The following is a 26034-nucleotide window of genomic DNA, read 5'->3' as shown; positions in this document are numbered from 1 at the left end:
TCTTCTCGTCTCACAGGTACGCGGGCGCGCTGATGCCGAGCAGGGACAGGCCGCCGGCGAGCACCGTCCCGGCGGCTTCGGCGAGCGCCAGCCGGGCGCGGTGGGCGGCCGAGGGTTTCTCGTCACCGAGCGGCAGCACGGTGTGGGCCCGCGCCAGGAAGGCGTCAGCGGTACGGACGAGGTGCCGGGCGAGCCGGTCGGGCGCGCGGTGGCGGGCGGCGGCGGCGAGGACGGCGGGGTGGTCGCCCAGGGCCCCGAGCAGCGAGTGTCCGTCGTCCCCCGCTGCTTCCGCCACCGCGTTTTCGGTGTCGCGGACGTCACCGGGGGCGGCGGTGAAGCCGAGCTGTGCGGCGTTGCGGGTGAGGGCGCGGGCACGGGAGTGGGCGTACCGGACGCGGAACAGGGGGTTGGTCTCGCGCTGGGCGAGGTGGCCGTCGCCGGTGTGGGGGTGGTCGTGGGCGGCGGGCAGGAGCAGGGCCCAGCGGGCGGCGTCGCGGCCGAGGCGCAGGGGGTCCGGCTCGGCCGGGGCGGGGACCGGGCGGAGGGTGGGCAGCGGGACGGGGGGGCGTCCGTGTGCGTCCACGCGTACGCCGAGGACGTCGGCCCAGGCGGGGTCGGGGGCCGCGTCGCAGGTGACGCGGACGAGGGCGCCCTGGGAGCGCAGGATGCGGCGTGCGCTGTCGGCGACGACGGCGGCGCGGAGCTCGTGCGGGATGTGCAGCTGGACGAGTTCCCCGGTGTCGGGGGTGAGGTGGCCGTACCGCTCGCCGCGGGCGAGGATCTCGGTGACGAGCCGGGTGCCGGGGTCGCCGTCGAGGGTGATGTTGAGGAAGCCGGGGCCGGTGACGTCGGCGCGGGCGATGCCGGGTTCGGCGGCGAGGCGCGCGGAGAGGATCTCGGCGACGCGGCGCGGGGGCGCGCCCGCTTCCCGGGCGATGCGCAGGGCGAGGTTGCTGGCGTAGTCGCCTCGGCCGCCGGGGCGCGGCCGCTCCACGTGCGCCCGCTCGGGCACGGTGGCGCTGAGCTCTCCGGCGTCCACGGCGGCGCGCAGGGCGCGCAGCACGGTGCGGGAGAGCTCGACGGGTGTCACGGGACAAGGGTAGGGGAGACGGGGGGTCGCTGGCGTGCGCGGGGGCGCGGGCCCTAGTGCTTGCGCCGTGACCGTTTCCCAAGGCTCTGCCGGGAAGGGCGGGGCTCGGGGGCGCGGTGCGGTGGAGGGGCCCCGGGCGGGGCCGGGGCCCGGTCAGCCCCTGGGCAGGGCCCCGGGGGCCGGGTCAGGGGTGGCCGGCCCGCTCCGGGCCGCCGCCGGGGCAGCGGGTGCCGAGGGGGGTGTCGCCGCGGTCACCGCGGTCACCGCGGGCCATCAACTGGCGTACGACGCTGACGAGTTCCGCGGGCTCGAAGGGCTTGGCCATGAACGCGTCGACGCCGACCTCCAGGCCCGCCTCCACCTCGTACTGCGTACAGGCGCTGACCACGACGAGGGGCACGTCCTGGGTGCGCGGGTCGGCGCGCAGCCGGGCGGCGGTGCGCAGGCCGTCGAGGCGGGGCATGACCACGTCCAGGGTCACGACGTCGGGTCGGACCTGATGCACGACGTCCAGGCACTCGGCACCGTCGGCCGCGGTCACGACCTCGAAGCCCTCCAGCTCGAGATTGACCCTGATCAGTTGCCGGATGACCTTGTTGTCGTCCACAACAAGCACACGGCCGGGCACGCCTGGCACAACTCGAGAGTAGGTCGACACCCGCCGTCGCGTCCGGGTTTTCCCTACTTCCGCCACTTGCGAGGGAGCCCCGGCGGCCCCGCGGGACCGCCGTCAGGGCCGTGTCCCCGCCTCGATCCCGTCGAGCAGGAACGCGAGGCCGAGGGCGAAGTTGGCGTCCCAGTCGTCGTCGGAGATGTACTGGTTCGCGGCGACCGTCGGGTACTGCTCGCGGCGGCTCTCCAGGTACTCCTGGCCCATCCTGGCCTCCTCGGCGGACAGCCGCAGACTGGACTGGGTGGCGGTGGCTCCCATCACGTGGTTGTACAGCGCCCACGTCGCCGCGTTCAGCCGCTTCCCGGTGAGTCCGGTGCGTACCAGGGCGGACTGCAGGAACTCCATCCAGGTCAGGAAGTTGGGCCCGATCAGGGGGCGTTGCCTGGCGGGCCCGGTGGCCACCCAGGGGTGCCGCAGCATGGCCTGCCGCCAGTCGCCGACCAGGGTGGCGATGTCCTGCCGCGGGTCGTCGCCGTGCCGGTCGGGGACCGGCGTCTCGCCGAAGACCGCGTCGACGGCGAGGTCGATGACGTCGCCCTTCGTCTTCACGTGCCAGTACAGGGTGGTGGCACCGGCCTGCAGCCGCTCGGCCAGGCGGCGCATCGTCAGGCGCTCCATCCCCTCCTCGTCCAGGAGGTCGACGGCCGCCCGGACGATGCGGGCACGGGTGAGGGGCGGCTCTCCCTTGTCCCGCGGGGGGCGCAGCCAGACGTTGCCGACCGCCCCGCTTCCCCCGCCGGACTCGCTCTTCGGGTGTTCTCCGCCTGCGATGACGCTCACCTCCACAGTCACGCGGCTCACGGCGGGCGCGGCGCGCGTCACCGAGTGTTCGCGGGCTGAGTCTTCCACGGCCGGACCGCCGGTCCCGGGCGGGGTCGCTCGCGCTTTCACGGACCCTTCCTTCCTCCTCACATCCCCTTGCCACGGGGGCAGTTGACGCCCTCGGAGCGCACATTCCGGCGGGTCCCGGCGCACGGATCTGTAGTACAGTCACGGCCCACTAGACCAACGTTCGAGTAACCCGACCCTTGTGCGAGCCGGAGGCATTCAACGCCGGGGCGGCGCACGGCCGCACCGTGGCGCTGTGGGTGGCGTCCGGCGTCGAGCCGAGTCGCACGCGACCGAACCGGGCGGCCCCGGACAACCACCGGCACAGAATCGATCCGTACACCCGAACAGGAGTGGAAGCGCATGCAGGATGACCAGGTGGCCGCCTCCGCAGCCGCCGACGGTTTCGTCCCCGTCATCGACCTGTCCGCCAGGGACACCGCTCGGGGGCGCGCCGCCGTCGCCGCGGCGATCGACCGGGCGTGCCGGAGCTCCGGCTTCTTCGTGGTCGTCGGCCACGGCGTCCCCCGGACGCTCATCGACCGCATGTTCACGGTGACCGGCGCCTTCTTCGCCCTCCCCCGGGAGGAGAAGGAGCTGGTCGCCCACCGGCCGGGGGTCTCGGGCTTCCGGCGCTCGGGCGGGTCGACCGCCCGGAGCCTGGGCCAGGAGTCGCCGCCCGACCTGTGCGAGGCCTTCGCCGCGCACGCGACGGGCGAGCTGGACGCGGCGGAGCGGGGCAGGCTCGGCGACGAGTGGGCGACCTGGACCCTGGCCAACGCCTGGCCCGCGAACCCGCCGGGCTTCAAGGAGGTGTGGCAGGACTACCTGGCGGCCATGGCCGACCTCGCGGCGGACCTGATGCGGCTCTTCGCCCGCGCGCTCGACCTGGACGAGGAGTTCTTCGCCGACAAGTTCGACCGCCACGGCTCGTCCGTCGCCGTCAACTACTACCCGCCGCAGCTGGAGCCCCCGCTGCCCGGCCAGCTCCGCCGCGGCCCGCACACCGACTTCGGCAGCCTCACCATCCTCTACCAGGAGGCCGACCGCAGTGGGCTGCAGGTCCTCCAGAGCGGGGACACCTGGCGCGACGTCCCCCCGGTCCCGGGCGGCTTCGTCGTCAACATCGGCGACCTCATGAGCCTGTGGACCGGCGGGCGCTGGGTCTCCACCATGCACCGCGTCGTCAACCCGCCGGACGGGGACACCTCGTCCCGGCTCACCATCCCGTTCTTCTACCTCCCCAACCACGACGCCACGATCGAACCACTCCGCGCGGGTGGGGGTGGCACACCCGTGATCGCCGGGGAGTGGATGTCGGAGAAGCTCCGCAGGATGTTCGCCGGGACGTCGTAACGACGGGAGGGGCCGCGCGCTGCCGCCCCTCCTCCCTCCCCGTCAGGATCGAACCGTTTTCGAGGAGGGAACGGTTGCCTGCGAGGAAAGAGGAAAGGGGACTCAATGCTCCATGTGAACGCGACCGCGCACGACTACGACTCAGCCCTTGTCGGCATCCTGTGGGCGTACGAGCGCGTACGACGATCGCGTGCCCGGGGCGCGTACGCCGGGCGGGCGGCACAGCGGGAGTACACCGAGGTCGCCGTACGAGCCGTACGAGCCGTATGAACGGGCCCTGGGATCCCGAGGACCGACAGGCCGGGCAGGCCGCCGCGAGGGACGTGCCCTTCGCCGCGGCGGACGGCGCCGCCGCCGATCCGTACGCCGTGGACGCCGGGCTCCTCTCCCCCGTGCGCGCCGGAGCCCCCGTGGAGCGGGCGGTGTCCGACCTGGCCTGGCTGCGGGCCATGCTGGACGCCGAGGCCGCGCTGGCCCGCGCGCAGGCCGCGATCGGCGCGGTGCCGCCGGGGGCGGCGCGGGCCATCACCGACGCCGCGCGGGCCGACCGGCTCGACCTGCGGGCGCTCGCGGTGCACGCGCGCGAGAGCGGCAACCCGGTGGTGGGCCTGGTCCGCGCGTTGACCGGCGCGGTGGCGGTGGTGGACCCGGAGGCCGCCGAGTACGTCCACCGGGGCTCGACGAGCCAGGACGTCTTCGACACCGCGGCGATGCTGGTGGCCAAGGGCGCGCTCGGGCTGCTGCGGGCGGACCTGGCGCGTGTCGGGCGGGCCCTGGCCGGGCTCGCCCGCACCCACCGCGACACGGTCGTGGCGGGGCGCACCCTGGGGCGGCACGCCGTGCCCACCACGTTCGGGCTCAAGGCGGCCGGGTGGCGGGAGCTGGTGCTCGCCGCGGACGCCCGCGTGGCCGCCGTACGGGACGCCCTGCCGGTCTCGCTCGGCGGCGCGGCGGGCACGCTGGCGGGGTACGGGGCCGACGCCGAACGCCTGGTGACGGCGTTCGCCGCCGAGACGGGGCTGCGGGCGCCGGTGCTGCCCTGGCACACGCTGCGCACGCCGATCGCCGACCTGGGTGCCGCGCTCGCGCACACCGCCGGGGCCCTCGGCAAGCTGGCGGTGGACGTCCAGTCGCTGAGCCGCACCGAGGTCGGGGAGGTCGGCGAACCGCACGTGCCGGGGCGCGGCGGCTCCTCGGCGATGCCGCAGAAGCGCAACCCGGTGCTGACCACCCTGATCCGCAGCGCGGCGCTCCAAGTCCCGCCGCTGGCCGGGATCCTGACGCAGTGCCTGCTCTCCGAGGACGAGCGTTCGGCCGGGGCGTGGCACGCGGAGTGGCAGCCGCTGCGCGAGTGCCTGCGCCTGACGGGCGGCGCCGCGCACACCGCGGTGGAACTCACCGAGGGCCTGGTCGTCCACCCGGACCGCATGCGCACGAACCTCGCCCTCACCGGCGGCCAACTCGTCGCCGAACGCCTCGTCGCAGAGCTGACCCCACTCCTGGGCAGAGCGGCCGCCCGAGACCTCGTGACCACCGCCGCGGCGGCCGCGACCCGGGACGGCCGCCCCTTGGCCACCCACCTCAAGGAGGCCCCCGCCCTCACCGGCCGCGTCACCCGCGCGGAACTGGACCGCTGGTGCGATCCGGCGGGGTATGTGGGGGCGGCGGGGGCGCTGGTGGAGGGGGCGCTGACGCGTGGGGAGGAACGCTGAGGGCTGCGCCGGCGCCCCGGGAGCGGGAGGCCTCCGCCCGCCATCCGCACATACGCGAAGACCCCGTCCCCAGCGAAGCTGCTGGTGGCGGGGTCTACAGGCACCTAATCCAAGGTGCCCCCGGCAGGATTCGAACCTGCGCACACGGCTCCGGAGGCCAGGTGGGCGCTGGCGCCGACAGGGGCTGTGACCTGCGCGGCAGCGATGCCCGCGTGCCTCCTCAGTCGAGATCATCACGTCCTCATTACGTGGACGCCCTGTCCCAGGGTGGGACTGGCCCGTATGGTCGAAAGCATGATCTCGGGCAGCGGCGAGGGTGCGCGCGACAGGGATGTGGAGTTCACGGCGGAGGGCGTGGAAGTCGTCCTACGCGAGGCGTGCGAGGCGGCTGGCCTGGACCCGACGGGAGCGGAACTGCTGCGGCTGGGCTCGAACGCGGTGTACCGGCTGGCGTCCTTACCGGTCATAGTCCGCATCGCTCGCGACCCGACTGTTCTCTCCGAGATGGAACGCGCCATTGGCGTCGCCCGATGGCTGGAGGCGGTCGGCTTCCCGGCCACGCGGGTACTGGCTGATGCTGCTCAACCCATCGTCGTACGCGGCCGGGTGGTGACCTTCTGGGAGAGCGTCCAGGAGCAGGAGGAGTTCGCAACGGTCGGTGAGCTGGCCGACCTGCTGCGCCGCTTCCACTGGCTGGAGGAACCCGAGTCGCTGCGCCTCCCGTACTTCGACCCCCTGGCCAAGCTGTCGACAGCGCTGACCGACCTGACCGCCGTCTCGGAGGACGACAAGTCCTTCCTGGAAGAGCGAGCGGCCAAGCTCTCCAAGGACTACGCCCGACTGGACTTCGTCCTCCCCTTCGGCCTGATCCACGGGGACGCGAACATCGGTAACGTCCTGCGCCACCGGGACGGCCACGCCGTCTTCATCGACCTCGACGGGCTCGCCCTGGCCCCGCGCGAGTGGGACCTGATCCCGACCACCCTCTACTACGAACGGTACGGCTGGCACAGCAAGGCGGAGTACGCCGAGTTCGTCCATCGGTACGGATTCGACCTCATGAACTGGCCCGGGTACGAGACGTTGGCCGACTTGAGGGAGCTGATGATGGTCGTGTGGATCGGCCACCAGGCGGGTGTGAGCGAGCGCTCCGCAACGGAGTTCGCGCGCCGCATGGCGTCGCTGCGGACGGGCGAGGGACGACAGTCCTGGGGCGCGTTCTGAGAGCTGCTGCTCTGCTCAGTGACTGGCTCGCCCCTGACCGTACGCGCCGGCCGCGATCCACAGCCTGTGATCCCGCGCCTCCTCGGCAAGACCGTTCACCGCAGCGGTGGTCCCAAGCTCGCTGAGGTCCCGGCGGAACTCGGCGAGGTAGCTGACGCACCGCGCGGACTTGAGCTGCTCGCCGAGATCCAGTGCGTCGAGAGCCACGCTGCACGCCTCCTCGACGTCGCCCGCACGCAAATGGGCGTCTGCGAGCACCATGGTCGCGAAGAAGTCGCTTCGTACGTGGCTGCCGCTCATGGCGTTCTAGGCGTAGGCCACTGCTCGGCGAGCGCTGTTGACGTCCCGGAAGCAGTGGGCAGCCTCGGCGGCCAGCTCGGCCTCGTCGAAGTAGCTGATCCACTCCGGCTCGTCATCACTGTTCCGGCTCTCCAGGGCCTTGGTCGCCGCGCTCAGAGCGGCCTCGCAAGCGGCGATATCCCCCGTGCGGGCAAGGGCACGGGCCTCCATGGCATGGAACTGGGCCCGGAGCGTAGGCGTGGCCACGGGCGAGATGCCCATGAGCGCCGCACGGGCGAGGGTGGCGGCCTGGGTGTACTTCCCCAGGAAGGTCGCCTGATGGCTCATCGCGGACAGGATGCTGCCCGCGAGCCGCCGGTCGTTCGCGTCCTGGGCGAGCCGGAGCGCCTGGAGGAAGTACCGCTGAGCGAGCCCGTGGCGGCAGGCGTCGTACGACATCCATCCGGCCAGGAGCGTGGCCTCAGAGACGGTGGAGAAGAGGGCCCGGCCCACCCGCTCGGTGTAGTGACCTCGCAGGAGCGGGGCCACGTCATTGTTGAGGTACTGGATGACCGAGTGCCGCGCATGGTCTCCGCCGAACTGGTCGTCGAGGCGGGCGAACATGTCCGCCGTGGTCTTGATAGCAGCCACGTCGCCAAGACCGACGCGAACTCCGTCGGACTGCGGACTATGCGTGCCGGGCTCCGGCGCGACCAACCACCGCAGGGAGGCCTCGCTCCACGCCGGCTCGGACGGCTCCGCGGTGAGCAGCGGGTCGTACTGATTGAGATCAGCGCGCCACAACTGGCTGACCGTCTGGATGGCATCGTCCGGGCTGGCGGGATATGCGGCGTCAAGTACCGCAGGATCCTTGAGCTCGCTGCCGTTCACACCGAGCTCCTCGGCGCTCGCAGCGTACGCATCGCACAGCAGCGGGCCGTAGAAGTCATCGGGTGAGCTGTGGCCGTTCTCCCAGCTGGCGATACGGCGCTTCACGCTGCTGTCCGACGGAAGCTGGTGCCCACGCTGGTTGGCTGCACTGCGCAGCTCCCTCACCAGTCGCGGCTGGCTCCAGCCCCGACTGACGCGAGCCTCACGTAAGCGGTCACTGGGCGGCTTCATGGAGACGCAGCTCCTTCACTCCCGTACGCGTGCGCCGGTGGCAACTCGACCTGCCTGGTCGAATGTACGCACTGATGACCACCTCTCGCAGTCAGTAGCCAGAGATCGTCCGCCAACGGCGGCTGACGGGGGATGACGCGACCTGAGTGGACGCGTCATCCCCCGTCATCTCTCGTCATCTGCCCTGGCCAGGGGCCGGGCCACGAGTCTGGAGCCACTGCGGCACAGACGCCGCACGGAACTCCGGCTGAGGGTGGGACGACGTGCACAGGATGACCAAGCGGGGTGTGGAGTGGCTGGCCGCGGTGGCGGACAACCCGGGTGAGTGCCGACAGGTGTGGGCGGACGACCCTCGCAAGCCCGTCCTGGTTCAGACCGGCCGCCTCTTCGACGTCGTGAGCGTGGACCAACGCCTCGGCACGGAGATGTTCGACCGCCTCCGTCTGAGCGGCATGCCTTTCGGTCCATCGGTCATCGACCGACGTGCGCAGAGGGTTGGCTTCTTCCTCGGCTCCGGCAGCCACGAGCCCTTCACGCTCCAACTCCAGCGCGAGACGACATCGCCACCGCCGTTCCGCTACCTCGGTGAGGGCTGCGCGGTAGTCGTCCCTGGCCCCATCCCCTTGTCCGACGACCGCTATCAGTGGCTCCGCGCCCCGACACGCCGCCCGGAGGCCAACCCGCTGCGTCCGGTGGCCCTGGCGACCGCGCTGGTCGCCTCCGCGGAGCTCCTCGCCAGGATCGACCGCTTCGACGAGCAGTACCCGGCCCCTTACGAGGCGGTCGCCGACCTTCCCGACGAGACGGCCCGCTGATGCCGACCGATCCGCCCGACAGCCGTGACGCTGCCGCGTGGTCGCCTCTCGACAGCGACGGCTGGTACGCGGCCCGGAACGCGACGACGGCCTTGCGAGACGCCCTCGTGAACGCGGGCCTGGAGAAGGACTTCCCCTACCTCCGCGCGGAGTTGAATGCCTTCGGCCACGGCCTCGTCGAGCTGGGCCGGGTCTCCCCCGGCACGGCGGAGCGCCTAGCTGAGCTCCTACGCCTGGCACTGGACCACGGCTTCGCCCGCGACCACGAGGAACCCACGTCACCCACCACCATCGAAGAACACCAGGGAAGGACTTGACGTCATGACCGACCGGCGAGGAGTGATAGCGAGGCGGGCGGAAGACTTGGACCCCGGTGTCCCCTACGTCCGCGGCTGGAACCTCGCCCGGCGAGGCGCCGGTACCTTGGCCGACCAACTCGTTCTGCTCGGGCTGGACTCCGACTTCCCGGGCTTAGCAGCTGACGTGAACATCTTCGGCGACGGCTTGGTCGAGCTGAGCACCGTCCGCCCTGAAGCGGCCGAGCGCCTGGCGAAGCTGATCACGGCAGGACTCGAAGCGGAGCTGCACGGAACGAACGCCGAAGCATCCGCGCCTGCACAGCGGCAGACACCAGCGGCCTGACCCGCCCCTCGAACGCCGGTTGACCGCGCCCAGACCCCGCTATTGCGATCACCGGCCTGGCCCCGTACGGCACCGCTCCCAGCGCTGCCGTACGGGGTTACTTGCCGTCCCGGAGGGCGTACTGGCCTGCCCCTCGGCCGGGACCGGCGCCCCAGCGCCGCAGCCCGGACGAACGGCAGGCCAACGGGCAACATCAGCTTGGGAAGCTAAGGGCGTTCGCGAGCGGTCGCCGAGCCGACCTGTGGCGACGCCGTGTCGGAGCCTGAAGCGCCGTCGGCCCGCTCCCCCGCTGTTCCCCGTGGTTCCCCGCACGATCTGGCACGGGTCTGGCACGGCCGCATCCTCGACCAGCGTGGCAAATTCTCGTAGATCGTTCGTGACCATAACTTGAGCGAGGCGCCCGGCGATGGACACGACCTCTGGCCACACAGATGACTGGAGATGCTCCGCGTCGGTGTCGTTGGGCGCCTCGGCTGCCGCAGCGTTGAGCGCGGCACCGAGCTCTCGCATGAGGACGACCTCTTCGTCACTTCGAAGGCTGACGCCGAGGTACCGCTCTGGCTCGTCGGCGTCGCAGAAGTCGTCGAAGAGTGTGTGAAAGACATGGTCCAGGCTTTCGAACTCCGACGGATCGAGCCAGACGTCCTGCTGCCATGGTGGGTTGGCCAGGGCCAGCACAACGGGTACGACGTGGACTCGGTGGTTCGCAATGAGTCGGGCGGCTTCGCTCACGAGTCCGAGCGTAGCGACCACTGCTTATGAGGCGCCGACGCTCTCGGAGCACCGATTTAGGAGTTCGATCCATCCGGGGGCATTGGGGTCCATCCGCCTGCCGTGAGGCCATGGGCGACCGTCGACAGCTACGGCTGTGCGTAGTCGTTGATTGTCAGCGTTGGATGTCAGTGCATTAGCTCTGGCCCTGAGCAGAGCCGCTGACTCGGGGTGTGCACGGATGCGTCCTGGGAAGTGGTGTACCGGTTCCCAGGACGCAACCACGCAGTCAGTTGTAGTCGGGGTCTCGGGCCCATCGACTTGCACTAAAGCAGGCTGCCAGCCAAGTGGCCTCATCGTCATCGAGAATGACATCTCCCACCGTCGGAACGTTGGCGAAGGCCCGCATCCATTCAGGCAGCTCGTCAAGCTCGTATCTGGCAGTGAGCCCCCCAGAGAAGCGCAGCATGTCTGGTGTGATGCGTTGGGGGTCCCAGTCCAGGTCACTGTGAAGCAAAGTGGCGAAGTCCTCACCCCTTCGCTGCCAGAAGATCAGATCTTCGCCGTGGACATTGATGAAGTGCAAGACGAGATCAGCCGTCCCGAACTCCACGCCGGCCATTTCACCTAGCTCTGTAAGCAGGGCTCGGTTGCCGCGATAGCGGCCCACGTAATGACGCACCCGGGAGACGAAATCGGGCAGAGAGGCATCGTTCAGCAGCGCCTCGGAGGGTACCCGGATGGTCTTCAGCGCCACGCGCTCTCGACGCGCCTGCAGCAACTGAACCGTCGCGTTTGCCCAGTACAACTCTTCGTCGTCTGGGTCGTACACCACACAAATAACCGGAACATTTCCATTGGCCCACGTCTCGGAGTGCTGCGCGACAGGCACGCCGTAGCCGTACGAGCGACGCCAAGACTTGCCGCCCTTCACCTGTACCTTGACTACGTCACCGGTGGTTTGTCCGCCATCGGTGAAGGTGACGTACAGGTCCTCACCAAAGTCGTTCTGTCCATCGACCTCCTGAACGATGTGATCATGCCGCTCCAGTAGTGCTCGGAGACAGTTAACTGCCGCTCGCCCGGTCCGCCGGCTGCGCGGTACCCCCGCCATGCGCCCTCCCCTGCAGCCCTTCGACTAGAAGGCGAACTGTAAGAGACGGCAGTGACAACGCTTGAGCTTCTGGTCCGTAGCTCTACAGGGATCGGTCATAAATGGTCATACAGGTCACGCTTTGGCTCTATGGCGGACGCTGCAGGATGGGACGGGTTGCTGCGGTTGCTGTATCCGGCTGTCACGGCTTCGCTGCTGCGTGCTGCGGCTCGTCTGGCACTCTCTGTCGCCATCGGTGGGCCTCGGGCGCCCTTGCGCGGCCCAGAGACGGCCCAGAGCTGATCACCGCAGGCACCCGTCCGACGGCTGCCACCTTCGATGCGGGCGGCCTTGACCTCGGCCAACGACAGTCAGCCACAACGGCGGGTGCGCCGACCGACCAGGCACGCGTATGCCTCGCTGCACCGCCACAGACCTCAGCCACGCTGCTTCTCTGTCGTGTCGTGCCGGACGGACGAACCCGACGACGACACCCCTGTCGGCCGGCCTTGTCGTGTCTCCAATGCCGCACGGCTCAGCACAGCCACAACTGATCACCGGCGGCCGTGACCTGCGGCCGTCTAATCGATCACCGCTCTGACCTGCTGCTGAGCTGTCGGCACCTGTCGACGTTGGTCACCATTGAGCGCCCTTCCACGGCCCGAGGACGGCCCGGGAGGGCGCTCGTGTGTGCGGGTCTGACGTCCCTTCTCGCCCCGCTCACAGTGTGTTGCCGTCCTGGGTAGTCAATCACTCGTTGACAAGCTTGGGATCTTGGACGGAGACCTTCGAGGCCCTCACCTGTGACGTTGCGAGCCGTGGGGTCTAATAGGTCCGGATAACATTTTCCTGCTCTGCGGCCCCCTCCTTTACAAGTGTCACTATTGCTTAGTCGGTAGCAGCATTCCGGAAGGTAAAGGGGCGGAACTACTAATGCGAACCTCCCGATACGGGAAAATGATGACCCCCGCGCGCGTTCCCAATTTGAGGATGTTCGTCCAAATTGGGCTACTCATTGCCTGTTCGCAATTCGTCAGTCCAGAGCAGATGGCGGCTGTGTCGGGGATGCTCCTGTTGATCCAACAAGCCCACGTCCACGGAGGGGGTGCGTCTAGTTCTCGCCCTCAGGATCCTGCGCGACTTCCTCCGGAAGGTCTGCATCAAACGCAATCCAGCGGAACGCCAAACTCAGGTTCGTGATGTGGTTCTCGTGCCTGTCCTGGGCGTCTACGACATACCCGAAACGCGCCTGGCGGCGGCGATTCATGTGATTCTGTTCGGCTTTTCCCTTGCCTCCGGCGAGGCGGATAAAGCGCTGTTCTGCGGATTGCCTGCTTCGCATGGCCATGGCATCGGCTATCTCACGAAACGTGATCCCTCGACGTCGAGCCTCTCGGAGCAGTCGCTCCTCTGAAGCCTCCAGTAGTACCTGCATTTCAGCCACCAGGGTCAGGGCGTCTAACACGTCCTGATCTGTCCTGCGCGTCCCGCGGGACGGGTGCGACATGATGGAGATGAATGCGGCGACGTCGATCATAAAATGCCGCGCTTCTTGGAATTTCTTTTCATGTCGTTTGGATAGTCGTATGCAGGCGCGTACTGCTTGGTGAGGTAGCCAGGTACACCGATCCATTCTGTTCTGATCGCGAGGAGCCATACGGCAACTCTAGATCCGTCGGGTGAGACGGGAGTCTCGTTCAGTGAAGGTCGGCGGAGCGGCTTTGGGCGGGAGCTGCTTTGGGGCGAGTGATCATGGCCCCGTAAGCTTCCGGCGCGTCGGGCAGTCTGTGGACCTGCCCGTTAAAGCACGACGTTGGGGCCATGATCTTAGAGGCTCGCCCCAAAGTGGCTGCCTAAAGCCGTGGAGCCGACCGCCCCAGCCACAGAGGGTGTCTCCTACCTTCTGCCCGCAGCCGCTGAGCGCGCCGCCGGGCGCGGCAAGCCGGGGCGAAGACAGGAGGCAGGCCGCGCCGCAGAGGCGGCGCGCGCCCGCGCTGTGCGCGGGCCTTGATGGCGTAGAGAAAATCTGAGCCACCAGCCAGGGCTACAGACGGAACATGAGCTCCAGTTCGTCGCCCGGGAGGTGGAACTCCTCCAGGGCCAGAGGCTTATCCGAGGCCGCGAGCGTCACGCGGATGACGTGCAGCACCGGGACCCCGTCAGGGAGTCGCAGCGCCTGCGCCTGGTCCGGCAACGGCATCCGCGTGCGGATGTATTCCGTGAAGTGGAGTTCGTGGCCCAGGTCGGCCAGTGCCCCGTAGAGCTCGGGCGCCGGCGGTGGGGCCTCCTCCTCGTACTTGCTGTCGATGAGGCCAGAGAACGGGACGTACGTCCGGTGGAGTTGGCGCAGGCGGCCGTGGTCCGCGGTCTGCAGCGCGTCGTACGTGAACATCGGCTCGCCCGGCGGAATGCGCAGCAAGTCGGCGAGTGCCAGCGGGGCATCGGTGCGGGTGGCCACCGGCGGTTCGGCGTCGGTCCAGCGAATGCCGTCCGCTTCGACGTAGCGGCCCTCTGGGGTTCTCCGTACGCCGCGCGGGCGTGTGTGACTGGGGCGGTTGTGGGGTGAGCGGGCGAAGGTGCCGCGGCCCATGATGACCTCGACGAGGCCGGACGCCCGTAGCTCGCTCAGGCCCTGACGGACCGTCGGGCGCGTCACGCCGAACTGCTTCGCCAGCGACTCCTCGGAGGGCAGCGGCTGACCGGCGGGGAAGGTGCCGTCCAGGATGCCTTCACGGAGGTAGTCGGCGATCTGCCTGGTACTTCGGCTGCGTGTTCTTCGACGGCATGCGGGCCCTCCACGGCCGTGGTCGCTGCTGCTTCACGTCCACCGGCGAGGCCCTGCTCTCGTGCGGGTCGGAGGCCTACGGCGGCCGTCTGCTCGCCGCGTGCGGCAACCGGCGTGCGTCGGTCTGCCCGGCCTGCTCGACCCTGTACCGGGCGGACACGTATCACCTCGTCCGCTCCGGTCTCGTCGGCGGCAAGTACGTCCCGGACACGGTGAGCGAGCACCCGCGAGTGTTCGCGACGCTCACCGCGCCGGGCTTCGGCCCGGTCCACACCCGTCGTGAGCGCGACGGGCGAGTGCGGGCGTGCCGTCCCCGCCGAGCAGGAGATTCGTGCCCTCACGGGGAACCTGCCGGGTGCCACGAGCGCCACTCGGCGGACCTCTCTGCCCGCACTGCTACGACTACGCGGGCTCTGTCCTCCTGCTGAAGATCTACGCGAAGTGCGTCGACGGCCAGGAGCAGGAGATGAACGACCGGATCATGCAGGGACTCGGTGAGGCGATGTCGTAGCTTGACGCCTTGGATGGGGCGCTGAAGGGGCTCCGGAGACATCTGGGATCCCTTCAGCACGTCCTGCCGCCCCAAAGCAATGCAGTGGCGCTGGAGTGCCAAAATTTCTCCAGTAAAAGGAGCAGGGGGGAAGATGCAAGATCGGCGTGCCGCCATTCTGAGTGAGCTTGAGGCAGACCATGGGGTCACCGCGGTGACCCCATGGGATGGCTTCGGGAGCGTTACGACACGGAGTGGGGACGCCTCAGCACCAGTCGGGCCGCCGAGATCAGCCGTTGGCTTGCGAAGCAAGAGGTCGCGCACCTTCCATCGCCCTTGCCTTCGCGAGAAGTGGAAGAGGTAGTGCTCTACAAGCCGTCCTCCCCAGTCGGCGTGTACATCAACGCGGCGCGCTTGGAGGGACCGTTTGAGCACCGCCCAGCCGCTGCCGCATTCTTCCTGCAAGACATCGCCCAGAGGCTGACCAGCGCGACACAGGCAGAGGCGGAACTCGACTGACGACATCTCTGAACCTCGGGATGCGCTTCAGCTCCCGAGGGTGAGCCTGAAGCCTCCGAGTCGAAGCAATGACGCTTTGCGCGGAACCTGACCTGCACAAAGGCCATCAAGATCATTACGTCGTCATTACGTGATCACTGGCAAAGGACTGCTTCCGGCGGCATCCGCCTGCACATACGCGAAGACCCCGTTCTCAGCGAACTGGCTGATGGCGGGGTCTTTGGGCACTTCATGCGAAGTGCCCCCGGCAGGATTCGAACCTGCGCACACGGCTCCGGAGTGAATGTCTGATGGCACCCCTTCACCCCCTCTGACCTGCGGCGGGGCGAGCGACGGGCGTGTGGCGCCACAGAGTGTGTCGGAGGTGTGTCGCGAGGCCCCCAAAGAGAGGCAAATGAGGAAGTCGCCTCCGGCTCCTACGACCTACCGGAGTCGGCTCCGCCGACGGGCTGCAACACCCGGGGTGTTGCAGCCGTTTGTGCCTGTTTGCTGTCCTCCGGGCTATCAGTGGAGGACCGTACGGTTTCTGTACCGACTGATGGAGGGCAAATGCCGGAAGGCGTAGGCGAGTTCCGATGGTGGTGGATCAAGGTGACCAAGCCAAAGGAAGAGAAGATCTTCCTGTACTACCCGAACAGCGCACGTACGGACTGCAAGGTGATCCGAGTGTGCGATCGGGACGGGCATGATCACGCAGTCCTGGTCTGGAACGTCTGCCACGACTGCCGGTGCGGGATGATCGCGAAAATCTCGATCATCGACGAATGGCAGCGGCAGGGTCTCGGGCGACGGCTCTTGCTCTGGGCCATGCAGGAAAGCCCAGGCTGCGACTGGGTTACTTCGGGCCAGTCGCCTGAGGCGCAACTGTTCTTCCCGGCCATGACGCGGGAGACCGGTGCCACCTTCACCAACAGAGGTAAGACGTGCGGACACCTTGACATAGGGAACCGGTCATACCCGCCACCTCGGGCCCTAACCGACATCTGAGCCCATTAGGCCGGACACCCCGGGCAGTCCCGATTCTAGCTGTCCGGGGCATTTGTGCAGGTGAGAGCCATAACCGGACAGCCGGACAGGTGGAACACAGCGTGTCACCTCCGCCCTTGCCCGACCGCCTATGCCTGAGCGGGGCCACCTGGCGGAGCGCCCCAGTCTGTCACCTCGATGCCGGCACGAAGGATGAAGTCCTCGCTGATACCCAATAGTTGAAACGGTGATCCCCCATGGCGGGCAAGCCAGGAGGTCCGACGACTCTTCTCTTCCTGCGAAAGGGTGTCCCAGCTGTCGTAACGAACTCCCGGATTAGAACTTCTCGGCAACCCGCCCTCCACCAACGCGTATTCAGCCTCTGCCGGATTCTGCCTCAACCGGACAAGAACCCAGGAAGTTTCAACGTCCAGACTGGCCCCTTGCTTAGCACAGAGCCTGACTGCCCGCCATTGCGTGATGGGAGACAGAAGCCATCGTTTTGCAGTACGCCGCATTTCGCCGACTCCCCAGCAGAATTGAGTGCCTGAGCCGAAAGGTGCCGCTAGACCGTTCCATCGCGCCCCTCGTGGGGCTGGTCGAGCTGCTGCTCCCTCTTACGCTGCTCAACACGCAACGACTCAACTTCCTGCGTTAGTTTCGACAGGTTTTCATCCTCGGCCCCCGTGTACGGCGGGATACCCAATTCAAACGCAGTAGCATGCTGCTCGATTGCGTCTGCGGTCTGCTGCAAATAGAAGCTGCGCTCACGGTACTTGAAGTAGCCTGTGAAGCCAGCAGATGCGCCGACTGCGAAACTCAGTCCGACTGTCAGCCATTTCAAGTAGCCCGGGTTGTCAGCCAAGCTAGCGGCAGTGGTTGTTCCCAGCGATCCCAGGATAATAAGAGACTGGAACGCGTTGTGGATCCTGCGGTAATGCTGAGCCTCCGCTCGGAGCTGGTCGAGCTCTTTGGGTAACGAGTCCTTGTACGTGAACTGGCGCTGATCTACTGGGACCCCGAGCTGAGATGCTTGAAGAAGTCTCCGCTCCTCAGCTATCTCCAGCTCCAGCTCAAGTTGGCGGACAGACTTGCGATCCTCCTCGTCCCGGCCACTCTCCATGAAAGCAAGGACTATCCATGCGATCGCGCACAAAATGGTCAATGGTATTGCAATTGCATTGACCTTGGCGAGATCAACAGTGCGCCACGTGGCCATGGTTGCAACAAATATTGCCAACGCACCCAACAGCGCAGACAGACCTGTTCCATAAAGGGCACTGCGCTGGCCTTTTCGAGTCCGGATCCTTTCCTGCAACTTCAGGATTGCACTGGTGTGCGCCAGAAGTTGCTCCGTGGGACCACCCTCAGACTGAATAGGCAGCGTCACGCTCCACTCTCCCCCGCACCAGGAACGAGCCTCAGCGGATCCTACAAGTGAAGGCGGTTGATTGCATTAGCCGATTCCGGCGCCTATGCAACTCCACACAGTTTGACCTGAACGGGCACCATTGACATCCCTCATGACCCATGCCAGCGGATGGCACGCAGTACTTCCACGCGAATGAAATCGGTCGCGATCAAGTTGATAACTGTGAATATCTATGATGCCTCTGATGCGCGAGTTGCGATCAATCACTCTCACATGCAGCACGACCGGGCAATCGCGATCGAGTTGAGCATGGAACGAAGGCTCATTCATGCCTATCGTCGCCGGGCGGCACATAGGAAAAGACACAACTCGCTGTGCCTGAAAAGAGCGAGACTTGGCCTTCTTCTGCTGTCTGATAAGGAAACCTGGAGCATGCCGTTCAGCAGGACACAGTCTCGCGCGACCGGGCCAGACACTGCTTCGTCCGCCGATAGACTCGTGAGCCGGTGGCACCCTGGGGAGCGAGCGATGGTGGAATGAGAGGAGCCCTAGTGACGGAGGCCAGTCCGCGCGGTACCTACCTGGTCATCGCAGAGGCATTGCGCACCAAAATCGTCGCAGGGCAGGACATCGACGCCCTTCCGTCAGAGTCTGCGCTCATGGCCGCTCACAGCGTCTCACGCAACACGATCCGCCGCGCCCTCAAGGCTCTGGAAGCCGACGGCCTCGTTCAATCCGCCCCAGGCACGGGCTGGCGCGTCGCTCGCGGAGGTGACCGTCGGTCTCTCGCGGAGCAGATGACTGACGTGATCGCAGCGGACTCGCTCTCTGTCGGCGACACGTACCCGTCCGAAGCGAAGCTCTGCGAGCGGTTCGGCGCCTCCCGCACCGCGGTGCGCCGTGTCCTCGCCCAGATGGAAGGCAGAGGTCTGCTCGCCACCGTCCACGGCAAAGGGCGGACCGTACGCGCTCTGCCGACGCCCCCAGCCCACTCGTAGCCTTGACCCTCATGGGACTGACTGAGTGGGCGTACTCGCTATCCGAATCGCTGCTGTCCGAACCGCTACCACGTCGGTGGGCGCACTCGCTAGGCGTCGCCAAGCGCGCTCGCGCCTTGGCCCCGATCATGGGTGACGAGGCCGAGTTGCTGGAAGCCGCCGCGGTGCTGCACGACATCGGGTACTCGCCGGCCATCGCCCTTACCGGCTTCCATCCGTTGGACGGGGCACGGTTCCTCCGAGAGCATGAAGGTGCGGACGAACGGGTCGTACGTCTCGTAGCCCACCACTCTTGCGCTCTGTTGGAAGCCGAGGAGCGCGGGCTGCGACAGGAGCTCGAGGGCGAGTTCGAGCTAGAGCGTCCGGCCCTGGTCGATGCCCTGCTCTATTGCGACATGACGACGACGCCCGACGGGACGCAGACGACGCCGACCGAGCGGCTGGCGGAGATCGTGGAGCGGTACGGCCCGGAGACGATCGTCGCGCGGTTCATCCAGCGCGCGGCCCCGGAGATCCACTCGGCAGCCAAGCGTGTCGAGGCCCGGTTGGCACGCACGTCCGCCGGCAGTCAGCCGATGTAGGGCGCCCCCCGCGCGTCGAGACCGTGTCGGATGCGCAGCATCATCGATGGGTGAATGTCGAGTCCGTCGAGGTCCGTCGGGTGCACCCAGCGGACCTCTTTCGATTCGCTGCTCGTGCGTAGGGAGCCGCCGACCGGACGGGCGCGGAAGCAGATGGAGAACTGCTGCCGGACCTCGCCGTCGTCGTACGCCAGCACGTGCTCAGGGTCGGTGTAGAGCCCGACGATGCTGTCTACCTCCACGTCGAGGCCGGTTTCTTCCGCGACCTCGCGCACGACGGTGTCACCGATGCGCTCGCCGATGTCGTGACCACCACCGGGCAGTGCCCACAGACCGTTGTCCGTCTTGTGGATGAGTAGCAGCCGCCCCGCGTCGTCCCGGACAACCGCCGTGACCGATGGCACGACCGAGTTCGCCGCAGGGGCGTTCGGGTCGCGGAAGTAGTCGATCCGACTCATCAGGCAGCACCTTCCCAATCGGCAGGTGAGGAGATCGGGCGCGCCGATTCCCAGACCTTCTCAGCGCTCTCAGCGTAGGCGTCGAAGAGCTCGCCTCCGGGCACCCGCCGCAAGTGCAGCACCGGAGCCATATAGGCGCCCACGCCGTAGAGGTGGCCATTCGCCAACATCTCGTCATCGGCCCGGTAAATCGAGTTGTAGAGGGTCGTCCCGTGCAGCCGGAATTCCACCCCGGGAAGGCCGAAGAGTGGGCCGTAGTTGATGAGAGCGTTGCGGATCTTTCCTGCCATCGCGGCACCGATACCTTCGTCTCCGCCACGCACCGCCACGGCAGATGAACCGGGCTCCCCCAGCATGAAGCGAACCAGAACTCCGTCAGCCGACTTTTCCTTCACGATGCGATGGAACGTTGCATCTTCCGTGAGCCAGAACCCGGAGTACACCAAGAGGTCGAAATGACGGGTCGCCTTGGCGTAGAGGTTCGTCCAGAGGGTCTGCGGCACCACGGACCTGTGCGGGTAGAGCCTGACCAACTCCGCACTGCCGGCGGCTGAGACCTCCGCTGATGTGCGTTCATCCGGCCACAGGTACGACACTTCGCACTTCAACAGCGAGGCCGTCGCGTACTGGAATCGGCGGTACGGCTTGCGCTCGGGGTCGTTGATCCAGCGCTCGACCGTCTTGGGTGCGACCCCCAGTCGCGCGGCGATCTCGTCGAGCGTCAGGCCCAAGTCCACGATCGCACCGCGCAGTCGTTCGTTCGCCACGCCAACCTCCGGCTCAACAGGACGACTTGGTACGACTTCACGCTAGCCACGAACGACCCAAGTCGTACAGGTGCGGAGTCGAGCGTCGCCACCCCTGGCGCCAGTCTGTAGGTACATCGAGCACGAGGGACTCCCGGAACCCCAACGGCCGAAGGGCTTGACGGACCGAACCCCTCGCTGCACGATGAGGAACAAGTGATACATGTACTTCTCCTTGGAGGCAGGTATCGCCGTACTCACCGCGCGACGGGACTCCCCAGCAAGGTCGCTCGCCGCCGCGGTTCTCCCTGTTCCTTTCCTTCGACTCAAGGGAGCACGTGATGTCGTTCAAAGCTGGCGACAAGGTGCGCATCAAGTCCTGTGCGGATGACCCGCGGGCGGCGGGCAAGACCGGCCGGATCGTCGACGAAGTGCCTCCGGGCCCGCTGACGGACGGCAAGTGGACTGTCGGCCACATCAGCCTCTTCATCGCCCCCGTGCTGTGCAGCACCAGCGAGCTGAAGAAGCTCTGACCGGCCCGCGCCGTGGGCGGGCGCCGTCTCCTCAAAGGCCCGCGCCCGCCCCGGCTCTCTCCCGTTCTCCCGAACCAGGAGCCTTGCCTTGAAGTCCTTCGTCGGTATCCATCAGGTCGTCGCTGCTGACGACTACATCGAACTGGCCTTAGGCACCCCGCCTCAACTGTGGCTTGGGGTGGAGGGCGAGAGCACGGAGGAGCGTGCGGCCCGCCTGGACGCGGCGCGCGACATCCTCGCCACTCCCGAGTACCGCGACCTGCCGGACGCCGTGGCCCGCATCGCCGCCGAGGTGATCGAGGCGCGCGCCCCGGAGCTGTTCAATGTCTTCCCGCTGCCCCGTCCGGCCCGGCGTCGGCGTCCCTCCCAGAAAGGGGCGGCGGCATGAGTCCCCAACCCTCCAATCCGACCGGCTTACCCCTGGTCCTGGTCCTCACCGGCATGGTCATCGCGCTGACCAGTTCTCTCGCCGCCTTGGTGACGGGCAACCGGTCCCTCATGGGCGTCGCCGCCGTCGGCTTCGCCCTGCAGCTCGCCGGATGGGCGCTCAGCGGGCGCCGGAACGGCGGTGCGCGATGAACCGGCGCGTGCTTCGGGCCCAGATGAGGGTGCGTTGCTGCGGCACGACGGCCCCGGAGCGGACCGCCGGGCCGTGCTGGCAACTCTTCGTTGTGATGACCGGTCTGGTCAGCGACTGGCCCGTTTTCACGTGGCCCACGTCGTCGCGGGTCCCGACGCTCGATGAGCGCGGGGAGGCGTTGGCCTCACTCGGCTTCGCGCTCGCCGAGGACGCCGAATGGGAGTGGTGCGAGGGCACCACTCCGGCCTACCACCCGCACCCTCTGCGCGTGACGCTGAGCGCGGCGGCCCCGATCCGGCCACTGGACGGGGGCGCGGCATGACCACCGCCGACACGGCACAGGCCGTCGATCGTCCGACGGTGCCGCCGTTGAGCAAGCCGGAGCAGTGGCTTGCCGGACTGGGTGCGCTGGCCGCGGCCGGCGTCGGCGCTTTGGGGCTGATCGCCTCGCTCGACGCGGTGTCGTCCGCTGCCGCCAGCTGGGGCTTCGGTGAGCCGTGGATGCTGCCGGTCGGGATCGACGTGGCCATTCCGGTGTTCACCGTGGCCAACCTGCTGTTGATCCGGATGGACATGGCGCTGGCGTGGGTGCGGTTCGTGCCGTGGGTGCTGACGCTGGTCACGTGCGGGCTGAACGTCGCGGCCGGGCACTCGCTGTGGGCGAAGGTGGCTCACGGCACGATGCCGCTGCTGTGGGTGGTGTTCTCCGAGATCGGCGCTCACGTCTACGCGGTGCGGATCGGTGCTGTGACCGGTCGCCGGATGGAGAAGGTGCGGTTCTCCCGCTGGATGCTCGCCCCGCTGTCGACGTTCGCGCTGTGGCGGCGGATGACGCTGTGGGAGATCACCTCGTACTCCGAGGGGCTGAAGCGCGAGCGGGAGCGGCAGTTGGCCCGCGCCCGGCTCCGGGAAGAGCACGGTCGGCGCTGGCGGACGAAGACCCCGCGCCCGGAGCGCGTGTTGCTGAAGCTGGGCGAGCTGGCCCCGGCGAGCGAGGACGTGCCGCCCGTGCCGCAGCAGGGCGTGAAGCCTGAGGCGCCTAAGGCGCCGCGTAGGCGCGCTGCCAGCAGCAGGGGCAAGCACTCCAAGGCCCCGCGGACTGCGGCGGAACTGCTCGCCGAGGCGCGTGAGGCGACAGCCGAGTGGGCCGATGACGCGATCAACGCGGAAGCCGTCCGCACCACGCTGCATTGCTCAGCCGCCAACTCCCGGGTTCTGCGAGACCTGTTGCTGAGCCAGCGGGCAGAGGCTCGCCGCCTACACGCCGTCCATGACGAAGGCGCCGGGGCCGAGGGGGCGGCGGCATGAGCACCGGGTCGGCCTACGGCAAGTGCTACGACCCGTCCGGGAACCGGTTCGGTGTCCCCACCTTCCCGTGGCGGTTCGCGCCGGACGGATACGCCACCCGCCGGCAGCTGCGTGCGGCCGGGCTGCGGCCGGGCGGACAGCCGGTGGCTGCCCAGGTGATGCGGCGCCACCGGGGCCGCAAGTCCGGCTTCCAGGTCGCCTACCTCTACCGCGTGGACCGCGCCCGGCCGGTGCGCCCGATGACCTCGCGTCGGTGGGGTGCGCTCGCCCTGGCGATGCTCGCCCGCCGAACCTGCCCTCAGTGCCGGATCACCTACAGCTACTGCATCCCGACATCGCTCGGGGTGTGCGTTCCCTGTGCCTACCCCGAGGAACAGCGCGCCGCCTGAAATCCCCTGAAAGGAGAGCACGATGCGACCCGTCACCCTCCACACCATCATTCGACACACCGGTCAGAACCGCGCTGTGGTCTGTCGACCGGAACGGCTCAGCGCCGACACCGCTCGTGCGTGCATCCGTCGCGGACGTCGTGGCCGTGCCAACGTCCGTGTCTTCGAGACGACCGACCGCACCGGCACGGCCGTCCATATCGTTCACATCCACTTCGGCCCCGGCCGCTGGCGGGACATCGACGCGGTGACCGACATCTACGAGGTGCCCACCGCCGCCCTGACTGCCGTGTAGCGCCCCGGCGTCTTGCCGTACGGGCCCGGCCTTCCACCTCCGACAGCGTCGGCCGGGCCCGCTTTCCCTCCCACTCGAAAGCGGAAGGACCACCAGTGAAGCACCCCGACGACGACTATGAACTCTTCGACCGGCTCGAAGCCGAGCTGAAAGCCGGCCCCCGGCCCGACTCCGACGGCGCGGTGGTCGACCTGGACAAGGCCCGATCGGCGCGCACCGAGTCGCCCGACCGCGACGGCCCCCAGTCGGCCGACTCCATCCCCTACGGGGCAGCCGACTCAAGGCCGACAAAGTCGCCCGACCCGGAGCCGACCGAGTCGGGCGAGGACCGCCCGGCGCTGGTCGACTCCCGGACGCCGACCGTATCGGGACCGGGTCTGCTGGACCGGATCAAGAACAGCAAGAGGCTGGACATCATCCCGCCGTGGATGAAGTCAGCCGAGGAGTTCAGGGACGCGCTTGGCTGGCTGCTCGGTCACGCCTGGCACACCGTGGCGTACCACGCGGTGCGGGTGCCGTTCCTGTACCTGCCCAAGCTCACGTGGCGCGCCCCTCGCGGACTGTTCAACGCTCTGGGCCGGGTCGGCCGGTGGACCCGGGACGCCGAGGGCGAAGCGCTGCGGCAGCACGCCGCCACCCATGAGCAGATCGACGAGTACCTGAAGCTGTCGCGCCAGCGTGACCGGCGGGTGCGGTACCGCACCATGGTCACGGCCATCTGCGGGCCGCTAGCCCTCGCTCTGGCCCTACTGCTGGTGTTCGCCGCGTCGCCCATGACGCAGTTCATCGCCGCGGTGTTGGCCATCGTCGGGTTCGGTCTGGCGGGGGCGCCGGCGGACGCGCCGCTGGCCTCGCGCGCGGTTGTCAAGACCGAGGTGCAGAAGCTGACCAGCGACATCGTGGTCAAGGCCATGGCGTCCATCGGCATCGGTCAGATCGCCTCCGCGGTGGCCAAGGGCGGTGACGGCATCAAGTTCGCCGCGCCCATCACCCGCGAGGGCCCCGGCTGGCGCGCCGACATCGACCTGCCCCTGGGGGTCACGGTCGCGGATGTCGCCGACCGCCGGGCCCGCCTCGCCTCCGGGCTGCGGCGCCCGCTGGGATGCGTGTGGCCCGACGCCGACCCCAATGAGCACGAAGGACGGCTCATCCTGTGGGTCGGGGACCGCGACCTGTCCAAGACCGGCCTGGTCAAGTGGCAGCTCGCCAACGCCCGCCGCCACGACATCTTCAAGCGCATCCCGTTCGGCATCGACCCGCGCGGCCGTGCCCAGTCGGTGCCGATGATCCAGCACAACATCCTTATCGGCTCCCTGCCCGGCCAGGGCAAGACCGCCTCCGTCCGCGTCATCACCTGCGGCGCCGCCCTGGACCCCACCGTGGAGCTGTGGCCGCACGAGCTGAAGGGCACCGGCGACCTGGACGCCCTGGCCTGCGTCTCACACCGGTTCGTCTCGGGCATCGACGACGACTCCATCAAGTACGCGGCCGACTCCCTCAAGCTCCTGCGCGCCGAGGTCATGCGCCGTGCCGCCGCGATCAAGAAGCTGCCCCGGGACCTGTGCCCGGACAAGCGCGTCACCCGGCAGATCTCCGACAAGCGGTCGCTGAAGCTGTGGCCCCTGGTTGCCGTCTTCGACGAGTGCCAGAACCTGTTCGCTCACCCCACGCACGGCAAGCAGGCCGGTGAGGACGCGGAGTTCATCATCAAGCTCGGCCGCGCCCTCGGCGTCATCCTGGTCCTGGCCACACAGCGCCCGGACAAGGACTCGCTCCCGACCGGGATCAGCGGAAACGTGTCCATCCGCTTCTGCCTCAAGGTCGCGGGCCAGGTCGAGAACGACATGATCCTTGGCACCTCGGCGTACAAGAACGGCGTGCGCGCCACCGCCTTCCGCCCCGAGATCGACGCAGGGAACGGCTATCTCGCCGGGGCCACCCCGCTGCCGACCGTGATACGCACCGCCTACCTGGACGACCCGGCAACCAACGCCATCGCCCAACGGGCCCTGGCTCTACGCAAGGCCGAAGGCACCCTGTCCGGGCACGCCGCGGGCGAGGACGCCGACAGCGCGGTCAGCGGGCCGTCGTACGACCTGCTCGCCGACATCGCCGCCATCGTCCCGCCCTCTGAGGAACGGGTGTGGAACGAGCGCGTTGCCGCCCGGCTGGCGGAGCTGCGGCCGGAGGTCTACGGCGGCTGGAAGGGCGAGAACGTCACCTCCGCCCTGAAGCCGCACGGCATCAGGACCACCGGCATCGCCGGGACCACCGACGACGGACAACGCACCACCCGGCGCGGCATCGTCCGCACCGACCTCACCAAAGCCATCGCGGAGCGTGACGAGAACCGGGGCGCCGCCTAGGCCCGCGCGGGTGCTACCGGTAGCGGCCACACCTGCTACCGGTAGCACCCCCGATAGCACCCCGTTCGGCACCTCACCAGTGATCTAGCGCATAGCACCCCAC

At 68.2% G+C, this 26034-nt stretch carries 28 protein-coding genes, 1 tRNA gene and 2 pseudogenes; 20 read left to right on the top strand and 11 right to left on the bottom strand.

Translation table 11 applies throughout. The annotated features are described in order from the left end of the window. Positions 1-10 precede the first annotated feature (10 nt). From nrtL to C9F11_RS27785, 3 genes are all read right to left on the bottom strand, one after another. Complete coding sequence (gene nrtL / locus C9F11_RS27800) at positions 11-1090, bottom strand: ArgS-related anticodon-binding protein NrtL (RefSeq protein WP_138961817.1); 1080 nt, start codon at positions 1088-1090, stop codon at positions 11-13. A gap of 184 nt (positions 1091-1274) precedes the next feature. Next, positions 1275-1784, bottom strand: coding sequence for a response regulator (locus C9F11_RS27790; RefSeq protein WP_138961815.1), 510 nt, complete (start codon positions 1782-1784; stop codon positions 1275-1277). Between the two features lie 36 nt (positions 1785-1820). Then, complete coding sequence (locus C9F11_RS27785) at positions 1821-2534, bottom strand: TetR/AcrR family transcriptional regulator (protein WP_138967089.1); 714 nt, start codon at positions 2532-2534, stop codon at positions 1821-1823. A 420-nt stretch (positions 2535-2954) separates the two neighbouring features. Here C9F11_RS27785 and C9F11_RS27780 point away from each other — a divergent pair, with 420 nt between their 5' ends. The 3 genes from C9F11_RS27780 (at position 2955) to pcaB (ending at position 5659) form a co-directional block, all read left to right on the top strand. Beyond that, complete coding sequence (locus tag C9F11_RS27780) at positions 2955-3947, top strand: 2-oxoglutarate and iron-dependent oxygenase domain-containing protein (protein ID WP_138961814.1); 993 nt, start codon at positions 2955-2957, stop codon at positions 3945-3947. 105 nt (positions 3948-4052) lie between these two features. Beyond that, positions 4053-4217: a hypothetical protein gene (locus C9F11_RS47545; RefSeq protein WP_171075861.1), complete on the top strand. Its 165-nt coding sequence runs from the start codon at positions 4053-4055 to the stop codon at positions 4215-4217. Further along, a complete protein-coding gene (gene pcaB, locus C9F11_RS27775; protein ID WP_138961813.1) occupies positions 4214-5659 on the top strand; it encodes a 3-carboxy-cis,cis-muconate cycloisomerase in 1446 nt (481 codons plus the stop codon). Before C9F11_RS47545 ends, pcaB begins: the two co-directional genes overlap by 4 nt. 115 nt (positions 5660-5774) lie before the next feature. Here pcaB and C9F11_RS27770 read toward each other — a convergent pair. Then, a tRNA-Arg gene (locus C9F11_RS27770) sits at positions 5775-5844 on the bottom strand. A gap of 109 nt (positions 5845-5953) precedes the next feature. On the opposite strand from C9F11_RS27770, the gene C9F11_RS27765 reads away from it, so the two are divergent. Beyond that, a complete protein-coding gene (locus C9F11_RS27765) occupies positions 5954-6883 on the top strand; it encodes an aminoglycoside phosphotransferase family protein (protein ID WP_138961812.1) in 930 nt (309 codons plus the stop codon). Between the two features lie 15 nt (positions 6884-6898). Here the strand turns inward: C9F11_RS27765 and C9F11_RS27760 are convergent. Then, positions 6899-8158 (bottom strand): annotated as a pseudogene (locus C9F11_RS27760) (hypothetical protein). A 398-nt stretch (positions 8159-8556) separates the two neighbouring features. Here C9F11_RS27760 and C9F11_RS27755 point away from each other — a divergent pair. The 4 genes from C9F11_RS27755 to C9F11_RS47540 all read left to right on the top strand — a co-directional run bounded on the left by C9F11_RS27755 (position 8557) and on the right by C9F11_RS47540 (position 10503). Further along, entirely contained in the window at positions 8557-9099 is a 543-nt protein-coding gene (locus C9F11_RS27755; protein WP_138967087.1) for a bifunctional DNA primase/polymerase, read from the top strand. Further along, positions 9099-9416 carry a hypothetical protein gene (locus tag C9F11_RS27750; RefSeq protein ID WP_138961811.1) on the top strand — a complete coding sequence of 106 codons (318 nt, stop codon included), beginning with the start codon at positions 9099-9101 and terminating at the stop codon, positions 9414-9416. The genes C9F11_RS27755 and C9F11_RS27750 overlap by 1 nt, the downstream gene beginning before the upstream one ends. Before the next feature lie 4 nt (positions 9417-9420). Continuing rightward, the gene (locus C9F11_RS27745; RefSeq protein ID WP_171075860.1) at positions 9421-9741 is read left to right on the top strand and encodes a hypothetical protein; all 321 of its coding nucleotides are present in this window, start codon (positions 9421-9423) and stop codon (positions 9739-9741) included. A gap of 441 nt (positions 9742-10182) precedes the next feature. Next, positions 10183-10503, top strand: coding sequence for a hypothetical protein (locus C9F11_RS47540; RefSeq protein WP_171075859.1), 321 nt, complete (start codon positions 10183-10185; stop codon positions 10501-10503). A 238-nt stretch (positions 10504-10741) separates the two neighbouring features. On the opposite strand, the gene C9F11_RS27735 is transcribed toward C9F11_RS47540, so the two are convergent. The 3 genes from C9F11_RS27735 to C9F11_RS27725 all read right to left on the bottom strand — a co-directional run bounded on the left by C9F11_RS27735 (position 10742) and on the right by C9F11_RS27725 (position 14267). Further along, positions 10742-11566, bottom strand: coding sequence for a DUF4365 domain-containing protein (locus tag C9F11_RS27735; RefSeq protein ID WP_138961810.1), 825 nt, complete (start codon positions 11564-11566; stop codon positions 10742-10744). A 1090-nt stretch (positions 11567-12656) separates the two neighbouring features. Further along, positions 12657-13082, bottom strand: a complete 426-nt coding sequence (locus C9F11_RS27730; RefSeq protein WP_138961809.1) for a hypothetical protein — start codon at positions 13080-13082, stop codon at positions 12657-12659. Positions 13083-13589: 507 nt separating this feature from the next. Next, positions 13590-14267, bottom strand: coding sequence for a GntR family transcriptional regulator (locus tag C9F11_RS27725; RefSeq protein ID WP_249402232.1), 678 nt, complete (start codon positions 14265-14267; stop codon positions 13590-13592). 98 nt (positions 14268-14365) lie between these two features. Here C9F11_RS27725 and C9F11_RS27720 point away from each other — a divergent pair. Both C9F11_RS27720 and C9F11_RS27715 read left to right on the top strand, forming a co-directional pair. Continuing rightward, a pseudogene (locus C9F11_RS27720) lies at positions 14366-14751 on the top strand (replication initiator); the annotation flags it as partial. Positions 14752-15888: 1137 nt separating this feature from the next. Beyond that, entirely contained in the window at positions 15889-16326 is a 438-nt protein-coding gene (locus tag C9F11_RS27715; RefSeq protein ID WP_138961808.1) for a hypothetical protein, read from the top strand. A gap of 544 nt (positions 16327-16870) precedes the next feature. Here C9F11_RS27715 and C9F11_RS27710 read toward each other — a convergent pair. Continuing rightward, entirely contained in the window at positions 16871-17695 is an 825-nt protein-coding gene (locus C9F11_RS27710) for a DUF4231 domain-containing protein (protein WP_212767837.1), read from the bottom strand. Positions 17696-18228: 533 nt separating this feature from the next. Between C9F11_RS27710 and C9F11_RS27705 the strand changes: the two genes are divergently transcribed. Continuing rightward, on the top strand, positions 18229-18675 hold the full coding sequence (locus C9F11_RS27705) for a winged helix-turn-helix domain-containing protein (RefSeq protein WP_138961807.1): 447 nt from the start codon (positions 18229-18231) through the stop codon (positions 18673-18675). 11 nt (positions 18676-18686) lie between these two features. Beyond that, positions 18687-19256, top strand: coding sequence for an HD domain-containing protein (locus tag C9F11_RS27700; RefSeq protein WP_171075858.1), 570 nt, complete (start codon positions 18687-18689; stop codon positions 19254-19256). Here the strand turns inward: C9F11_RS27700 and C9F11_RS27695 are convergent. Both C9F11_RS27695 and C9F11_RS27690 read right to left on the bottom strand, forming a co-directional pair. After that, positions 19244-19714, bottom strand: a complete 471-nt coding sequence (locus tag C9F11_RS27695; RefSeq protein WP_138961805.1) for an NUDIX domain-containing protein — start codon at positions 19712-19714, stop codon at positions 19244-19246. The two genes, C9F11_RS27700 and C9F11_RS27695, sit on opposite strands and share 13 nt — an antisense overlap. Further along, the gene (locus C9F11_RS27690) at positions 19714-20481 is read right to left on the bottom strand and encodes a helix-turn-helix transcriptional regulator (protein ID WP_138961804.1); all 768 of its coding nucleotides are present in this window, start codon (positions 20479-20481) and stop codon (positions 19714-19716) included. Before C9F11_RS27690 ends, C9F11_RS27695 begins: the two co-directional genes overlap by 1 nt. Before the next feature lie 320 nt (positions 20482-20801). Here C9F11_RS27690 and C9F11_RS27685 point away from each other — a divergent pair, with 320 nt between their 5' ends. The 8 genes from C9F11_RS27685 to C9F11_RS27650 all read left to right on the top strand — a co-directional run bounded on the left by C9F11_RS27685 (position 20802) and on the right by C9F11_RS27650 (position 25931). Then, positions 20802-20993 carry a hypothetical protein gene (locus C9F11_RS27685; RefSeq protein ID WP_138961803.1) on the top strand — a complete coding sequence of 64 codons (192 nt, stop codon included), beginning with the start codon at positions 20802-20804 and terminating at the stop codon, positions 20991-20993. Between the two features lie 88 nt (positions 20994-21081). Continuing rightward, positions 21082-21381, top strand: a complete 300-nt coding sequence (locus tag C9F11_RS27680; RefSeq protein ID WP_138961802.1) for a hypothetical protein — start codon at positions 21082-21084, stop codon at positions 21379-21381. Next, positions 21378-21572, top strand: a complete 195-nt coding sequence (locus C9F11_RS27675; protein WP_138961801.1) for a hypothetical protein — start codon at positions 21378-21380, stop codon at positions 21570-21572. The genes C9F11_RS27680 and C9F11_RS27675 overlap by 4 nt, the downstream gene beginning before the upstream one ends. Further along, positions 21533-21895 carry a DUF6303 family protein gene (locus tag C9F11_RS27670; protein WP_346347363.1) on the top strand — a complete coding sequence of 121 codons (363 nt, stop codon included), beginning with the start codon at positions 21533-21535 and terminating at the stop codon, positions 21893-21895. Before C9F11_RS27675 ends, C9F11_RS27670 begins: the two co-directional genes overlap by 40 nt. After that, positions 21892-22881 carry a DUF2637 domain-containing protein gene (locus tag C9F11_RS27665; protein WP_138961799.1) on the top strand — a complete coding sequence of 330 codons (990 nt, stop codon included), beginning with the start codon at positions 21892-21894 and terminating at the stop codon, positions 22879-22881. The genes C9F11_RS27670 and C9F11_RS27665 overlap by 4 nt, the downstream gene beginning before the upstream one ends. Beyond that, positions 22878-23270, top strand: coding sequence for an RRQRL motif-containing zinc-binding protein (locus C9F11_RS27660; protein WP_138961798.1), 393 nt, complete (start codon positions 22878-22880; stop codon positions 23268-23270). The genes C9F11_RS27665 and C9F11_RS27660 overlap by 4 nt, the downstream gene beginning before the upstream one ends. A gap of 22 nt (positions 23271-23292) precedes the next feature. Then, entirely contained in the window at positions 23293-23565 is a 273-nt protein-coding gene (locus C9F11_RS27655; protein ID WP_138961797.1) for a hypothetical protein, read from the top strand. A 95-nt stretch (positions 23566-23660) separates the two neighbouring features. After that, positions 23661-25931 (top strand): cell division protein FtsK, encoded by a 2271-nt coding sequence (locus tag C9F11_RS27650; RefSeq protein WP_138961796.1) that lies wholly within the window; start codon positions 23661-23663, stop codon positions 25929-25931. Positions 25932-26034 lie beyond the last annotated feature (103 nt).

Source organism: Streptomyces sp. YIM 121038 (assembly GCF_006088715.1).
Taxonomy (GTDB): domain Bacteria; phylum Actinomycetota; class Actinomycetes; order Streptomycetales; family Streptomycetaceae; genus Streptomyces.
The sequence above is the reverse complement of the archived record's forward strand: the minus strand, read 5'-3'. Positions and strand labels throughout refer to the sequence as shown.

What these genes read in the sequence shown, in the direction of transcription:
- pcaB (WP_138961813.1), top strand. Translation starts at nt 4,214, where the DNA reads ATGAACGGGCCCTGGGATCCCGAGGACCGACAGGCCGGGCAGGCCGCC.
- C9F11_RS27675 (WP_138961801.1), top strand. Translation starts at nt 21,378, where the DNA reads ATGAGTCCCCAACCCTCCAATCCGACCGGCTTACCCCTGGTCCTGGTC.
- C9F11_RS27735 (WP_138961810.1), bottom strand. Translation starts at nt 11,566, where the DNA reads ATGGCGGGGGTACCGCGCAGCCGGCGGACCGGGCGAGCGGCAGTTAAC.
- C9F11_RS47540 (WP_171075859.1), top strand. Translation starts at nt 10,183, where the DNA reads ATGCTCCGCGTCGGTGTCGTTGGGCGCCTCGGCTGCCGCAGCGTTGAG.
- C9F11_RS27665 (WP_138961799.1), top strand. Translation starts at nt 21,892, where the DNA reads ATGACCACCGCCGACACGGCACAGGCCGTCGATCGTCCGACGGTGCCG.
- C9F11_RS27685 (WP_138961803.1), top strand. Translation starts at nt 20,802, where the DNA reads ATGTCGTTCAAAGCTGGCGACAAGGTGCGCATCAAGTCCTGTGCGGAT.
- C9F11_RS27755 (WP_138967087.1), top strand. Translation starts at nt 8,557, where the DNA reads ATGACCAAGCGGGGTGTGGAGTGGCTGGCCGCGGTGGCGGACAACCCG.
- C9F11_RS27655 (WP_138961797.1), top strand. Translation starts at nt 23,293, where the DNA reads ATGCGACCCGTCACCCTCCACACCATCATTCGACACACCGGTCAGAAC.
- C9F11_RS27715 (WP_138961808.1), top strand. Translation starts at nt 15,889, where the DNA reads ATGCCGGAAGGCGTAGGCGAGTTCCGATGGTGGTGGATCAAGGTGACC.
- C9F11_RS27745 (WP_171075860.1), top strand. Translation starts at nt 9,421, where the DNA reads ATGACCGACCGGCGAGGAGTGATAGCGAGGCGGGCGGAAGACTTGGAC.
- C9F11_RS27695 (WP_138961805.1), bottom strand. Translation starts at nt 19,714, where the DNA reads ATGAGTCGGATCGACTACTTCCGCGACCCGAACGCCCCTGCGGCGAAC.
- C9F11_RS27670 (WP_346347363.1), top strand. Translation starts at nt 21,533, where the DNA reads ATGGGCGCTCAGCGGGCGCCGGAACGGCGGTGCGCGATGAACCGGCGC.
- C9F11_RS47545 (WP_171075861.1), top strand. Translation starts at nt 4,053, where the DNA reads ATGCTCCATGTGAACGCGACCGCGCACGACTACGACTCAGCCCTTGTC.
- C9F11_RS27765 (WP_138961812.1), top strand. Translation starts at nt 5,954, where the DNA reads ATGATCTCGGGCAGCGGCGAGGGTGCGCGCGACAGGGATGTGGAGTTC.
- C9F11_RS27700 (WP_171075858.1), top strand. Translation starts at nt 18,687, where the DNA reads ATGGGACTGACTGAGTGGGCGTACTCGCTATCCGAATCGCTGCTGTCC.
- C9F11_RS27750 (WP_138961811.1), top strand. Translation starts at nt 9,099, where the DNA reads ATGCCGACCGATCCGCCCGACAGCCGTGACGCTGCCGCGTGGTCGCCT.
- C9F11_RS27780 (WP_138961814.1), top strand. Translation starts at nt 2,955, where the DNA reads ATGCAGGATGACCAGGTGGCCGCCTCCGCAGCCGCCGACGGTTTCGTC.
- C9F11_RS27660 (WP_138961798.1), top strand. Translation starts at nt 22,878, where the DNA reads ATGAGCACCGGGTCGGCCTACGGCAAGTGCTACGACCCGTCCGGGAAC.
- C9F11_RS27730 (WP_138961809.1), bottom strand. Translation starts at nt 13,082, where the DNA reads ATGATCGACGTCGCCGCATTCATCTCCATCATGTCGCACCCGTCCCGC.